The organism is Gemmatimonas sp., from assembly GCF_041689975.1.
In the GTDB taxonomy this organism is placed as follows: Bacteria; Gemmatimonadota; Gemmatimonadetes; order Gemmatimonadales; family Gemmatimonadaceae; genus Gemmatimonas.
The window spans coordinates 1-3,436 of record NZ_JBDNFF010000065.1; the positions used below are offsets into that span (position 1 = coordinate 1).

The following is a 3,436-nucleotide window of genomic DNA, read 5'->3' on the forward strand; positions in this document are numbered from 1 at the left end:
GGGCGCGCCGAACCACCACTCCTGTGGTTGCTGTGCTTCGCGGGCCTTCGCGATCTTCGCGGACTTCGCGCGAACGGCGGTGCGTGCGGCTGCTTCGGAGCTGTCGGAGAGTCGGCAGGTTCGCGCGAAGCTCGCGGAGCACGCGAAGAGACGCGAAGCACAGCAACACTGAACGATACCGGCATCGCGTCGGCGGACCCGGGCGTGCCGCACCACCACTCCTGTGGTTCCGGTGCTCCTGTGCGTGACCGTCCCGCGCGCCTCCGCGCAAACGACCGCCAGGCAGCGCCTCGCCGTTCACGTCGAGATCAGACAAAACGACCCCATTCCCAAAACACATCGATAACGGACGCCGTTCCAATGCCAGAACGTCAGGATGTTACTGCAGACAATCCAGAACTATTTGCTGCACTGATCAGTAAGTGCGTGTGAGTCTCGGCCCAAAGGCCCGCTGGGTTGCCTCACCGCAGATGGCCGCTACCATGCCGCGGCCAAACGAAAACACCCTCAACAACCACGAGCCGGAGGGCCGAGATTCACCCAGACGAAACCCCGAAGAGCCTTCTTTTCTCTCTGTGATCAGTTCCGACGAACTTGCCTGATTCGCCACGCCGCTATTTTACCATGATGATGATGCGACGATTTTTCGTTCCGCTCCTCGCAGTGACCCTTGTGACCACTGCATCGCTGCTGGCTCAGGGTTATCCACCCAGTCAGCGCGGGACCGTGGCGCAGCGCGTGGCGTTCACCGATATCTCGATCGCGTACGGGCGACCCACGGCGCGTGGGCGTGCGCTGTTCGGTGCGCTGGTGCCGTGGGACAGCATCTGGCATCCCGGGGCCGACGTTGCCACGCAGATCACGATCAACCGTGATATCACGCTCGATGGCGCGCCCGTGGCCAAGGGTACGTACACCGCGTGGCTCGTTCCGCGCGAGGCGGGCCCGTGGACATTTATTCTCAATCGCAAGAAAAATATTCAGCATACGCCGTATCCGGGCGCCGCGTTCGACTTGCTGCGGCTCGAGGTCGTTCCGGATCAGGCGACGTCGGTGGAAACGCTGACGTACCAGTTCCCAATGGTGCTGCGCGACGAAGCGACGCTCAGATTGCAGTGGGGAACGACCGGCATCTCGATGAAGGTCAAGGCACCGTACCGACCATGACCGTACTTCGTGCGCTCTTTGCTTGTGCGCTCGCGCTGCCGGTCGCCGCGCAGGCGCAACCGTCCGCACTGGCCGCGCGTCTCGACCAGCTGGTCGAGTCTCGTCGCGATAGCCTCGCGGCGGATCTGGTCCGTCTTGCGACCATTCAGTCCCCGTCCGGTGAGGAAGCGGAACGCGCGCAGGCCGTCGCGGCTCAGATGCGCGCGATCGGTCTGACGGATGTGATGGTGGACAAGACTCCGAATGTGACCGGACGAATCCGCGGTTCGCTGCCCGATGCGTCGCGCCGCGCCATCGTGTTCGTAGCAACGCTCGATGATCTGGCGCCAGTGGCACAGCATCAGCGTAGTGCCACACGCGCGCCGTATGTGAGCGGTGATCGTGTGATCGGCCCCGGCACCAATACGTCGAGCACCACGGCCGCCGTGCTCGGCGCCGCCCGCGCGCTCGTCGCGGCCGGTGTACGGCCGCAGCATGACCTGGTGTTCGCGGCGGTCGCACAGGAGGAGACGGGACTCATCGGCATGAAGGCATTGTATGCCGACTGGAAGTCGCGAGCGGATGCTTTTGTCGATGTCTTGGGCGACGGTCGTTCGCTCACGTACGGCGCCATCAGCATTCACTGGTGGCGGGTGTGGGCGTATCATCAGGGCGGGCACACGCTCACCGGCGGTCTGCCGAACGTAAATCAGGGAATCGCACGCGCGGTCGACCGTGTCCTGGCCATTCCGCAGCCGCCCGCGAACAGTCGCTCGGTGCTCAACATCTCGATGATTCGCTCCGGCGATGTCGTGAATCGCAAGCCCGACAGCGCGTGGTTTTCCGTCGACATCCGGGCGCTCGAAGCACCCGCCATTGCACGCAACGAAGCCACCGTGCGCGCGGTGCTCGACAGTGTGTCGCGCGAAACCGGCACGCGCTTCGACATGCGGCCACTCCAGCAGACCGCCGGTGGCCAGGTCGCCGGCGCGGATACGTCGAAACTGGTGCGCGCGTCGGTCAGCATCGCGAAAGCCCTCGGCATGACACCGCAGCTCGGGATTGCCGGTTCTTCGAACCTGAATGTGGCGATCGCCGGTGGGACGCTGGCAATCGGCATGGGCGGAGAGCGTGGAGGCGCACGCGCGGAGCCTGGTGAGTTTGCCGATATCCCGGCGATGCTGCGCAGTGCTAAATTCGTGGCACGACTCGCAGCGGTGATGGGCGTGCGCTAGCTGTCATTCCAGAAACGGGAGACCACATGTTCAAGAAGTTCGCCGCCGAGGCGCTTGGTCTCAGCGACATCGGTGTCATCGTCGAGTCCAAGGACTTCGACAAGGTCGATGCCGATGACTATCTCTTTCACGAAGACCAGGAAAAGATCTACTTCCTGATCAAGTCGAGGAAAGACGAGTACTGCTTCACCAACCTGGCGCTCATCCACGTGGACGGCGAGTCGGCCATTTCGGCCAAGCGTGTGATCCGTCGGTACGAGTACGCGCAGTATGCCATCGCCCATGTGTCGATCGAAACGGCGGGTACCGTGGACCTCGACATCGAGCTCAAGTTCACGATCGGCGACAAGCTGTTCAGCATCGATGTGCGCAAGAGCCATCTGGAAGCACTGAAGGACATGTACAAGGCGCTCTACACCATCGGCAAGCTGCAGCGGCGCGATGAGGTCGGACGTGCGCACGCGATGGCGGCGGCGTCCATCCTCGGCTCCATGATGAAGCTGAACAACCCGGTCATCGATCCGGCGGCCGTGGTGAGCCACTACCGCGCGGTGCTCGATGCGATGAACGATGCCGTGCGCGACGATCACACGCGAAAGGACTTCAGTGCGGTGTACGAGAAGTACATCCACGCGTAGGGCGCGGTTCGCATAGAGCTACCTGAGACGGACCACCTCGCCCGGCAAGGCCGGTGTAGTTACCGGCCGCCGGCGAGCGCGGGTCAGTTGCTGAGATCCGGGAAGCCGGTCAGGTTGGCGAGGTTTCTCGCGTCGGCGGCTAACGCATCGGCCATGGCGTCGATGCGCTCGGGCTTTACCGACTGCGTTGGATAGACGATCGCGTCCAGCTGAATCGCAGCCAGCAGGCCGGTCACCACGTCGCGCATCATTGGCAGCGCATGATCACGCACCGAGCGATAGCGGTAGTCGCTGGTGTCGCCGCTGGCAAGTGGCCGCGAATGCTGCCGCCGGTGTCGGTGCCGAGTCCGAATTGCGCGAAGGCCGCCGCGATGGCAGCTCCGGTGCCGCCGGACGATCCACCGGGCGAGAAGGCCA

The 3,436-nt window shown here is 63.7% G+C and carries 6 protein-coding genes; 3 read left to right on the forward strand and 3 right to left on the reverse strand.

Annotated elements, in window-relative coordinates; genetic code table 11:
- A partial coding sequence (locus ACESNG_RS04920) for a hypothetical protein (protein ID WP_373059729.1) occupies positions 1-213 on the reverse strand: 213 nt, incomplete at its 3' end.
- 459 nt (positions 214-672) lie between these two features.
- On the opposite strand from ACESNG_RS04920, the gene ACESNG_RS04925 reads away from it, so the two are divergent.
- Genes ACESNG_RS04925 through ACESNG_RS04935 form a run of 3 tightly spaced genes read left to right on the forward strand, consistent with a single transcriptional unit; the run spans position 673 to position 3,019 of the window.
- Positions 673-1,167, forward strand: coding sequence for a DUF2911 domain-containing protein (locus ACESNG_RS04925; protein ID WP_373059727.1), 495 nt, complete (start codon positions 673-675; stop codon positions 1,165-1,167).
- On the forward strand, positions 1,164-2,381 hold the full coding sequence (locus ACESNG_RS04930) for a M20 family metallopeptidase (RefSeq protein ID WP_373068036.1): 1,218 nt from the start codon (positions 1,164-1,166) through the stop codon (positions 2,379-2,381). Before ACESNG_RS04925 ends, ACESNG_RS04930 begins: the two co-directional genes overlap by 4 nt.
- Before the next feature lie 26 nt (positions 2,382-2,407).
- Positions 2,408-3,019, forward strand: coding sequence for a PH domain-containing protein (locus ACESNG_RS04935; RefSeq protein WP_373059723.1), 612 nt, complete (start codon positions 2,408-2,410; stop codon positions 3,017-3,019).
- Between the two features lie 83 nt (positions 3,020-3,102).
- Here ACESNG_RS04935 and ACESNG_RS04940 read toward each other — a convergent pair whose 3' ends face one another.
- Positions 3,103-3,270 carry a hypothetical protein gene (locus tag ACESNG_RS04940; protein WP_373068038.1) on the reverse strand — a complete coding sequence of 56 codons (168 nt, stop codon included), beginning with the start codon at positions 3,268-3,270 and terminating at the stop codon, positions 3,103-3,105.
- Positions 3,267-3,436: amidase family protein (locus ACESNG_RS04945; RefSeq protein ID WP_373068040.1), on the reverse strand; the 170-nt coding region annotated here is incomplete at its 5' end. The genes ACESNG_RS04945 and ACESNG_RS04940, both read right to left, overlap by 4 nt.

What these genes read in the sequence shown, in the direction of transcription:
- ACESNG_RS04940 (WP_373068038.1), bottom strand. Translation starts at nt 3,270, where the DNA reads ATGATGCGCGACGTGGTGACCGGCCTGCTGGCTGCGATTCAGCTGGAC.
- ACESNG_RS04930 (WP_373068036.1), top strand. Translation starts at nt 1,164, where the DNA reads ATGACCGTACTTCGTGCGCTCTTTGCTTGTGCGCTCGCGCTGCCGGTC.
- ACESNG_RS04935 (WP_373059723.1), top strand. Translation starts at nt 2,408, where the DNA reads ATGTTCAAGAAGTTCGCCGCCGAGGCGCTTGGTCTCAGCGACATCGGT.